Source organism: Paenibacillus popilliae ATCC 14706 (assembly GCF_000315235.1).
In the GTDB taxonomy this organism is placed as follows: Bacteria; Bacillota; Bacilli; order Paenibacillales; family Paenibacillaceae; genus Paenibacillus_B; species Paenibacillus_B popilliae.
The window spans coordinates 1-717 of the sequence record NZ_BALG01000216.1; the positions used below are offsets into that span (position 1 = coordinate 1).

At 44.8% G+C, this 717-nt stretch carries 2 protein-coding genes; both read right to left on the minus strand.

Annotation, left to right across the window (positions count from 1 at the left end; genetic code table 11):
* Positions 1–328: type II toxin-antitoxin system HicB family antitoxin (locus PPOP_RS13555; RefSeq protein ID WP_006287082.1), on the minus strand; the 328-nt coding region annotated here is incomplete at its 3' end.
* Positions 329–374: 46 nt separating this feature from the next.
* Complete coding sequence (locus PPOP_RS13560) at positions 375–599, minus strand: type II toxin-antitoxin system HicA family toxin (protein ID WP_006287083.1); 225 nt, start codon at positions 597–599, stop codon at positions 375–377.
* Positions 600–717 lie beyond the last annotated feature (118 nt).

The following is a 717-nucleotide window of genomic DNA, read 5'->3' on the forward strand; positions in this document are numbered from 1 at the left end:
ATTGATTTAACGATACGCCTTCGCGCTCCGACTGCTCCGCGAGTTGGCGATGAAGAGTCTTCGGTATGCGAACATTAAACTTGCCACTATACGCGTCAGCGCTGGCCGGCTCTGGGATGTCATCCCCATACTCAAGCTTTACCAACAAGTAATCTTCCATTGCTTCACGGATGCACGCCAAAGCTTCCTCTGGCGTATCTCCGTTACTTTGGCAGCCGTCCAATTCAGCCACCGTAGCAAAATAATATTCGCCACTCTCATCTTTGATAAAGCGAATCTGCACTGTATACGGCAACGACATGTAATAAGCTAAATCCTTATTTGCCATTGAATTCAGGCTAGGATAAAATGATTTTGGGAGAAAAGGGGAGCTGCTACTCCCCAATCCTGTCCAGTACGTCTTTGACGTACACCGCCTTCAGTGGTTGTTCCTTTTTGATAGTGATTACGTCGCCGGCCTTGTTTCGGAACTGCTTGTGTGAACCGTTGGTTCTTACTAAGTCGTATCCGTGGTGCCTCAAGACTTTGGCGATTTCACTATACTGGATACCGCTAGGGCGGTTTTTCATTTTCTCAACTAATTTTTCCTTCCTAGCCATGTTTCACCTCCTGATATTATAGTACCATACTTGGTACCATTAATCAAGAGGTTATTTCAGTTTTTTTCCAAAAGAAAAAGCACCGCGAAGGGTGCTTTATAAATTATTTTCGGACTAA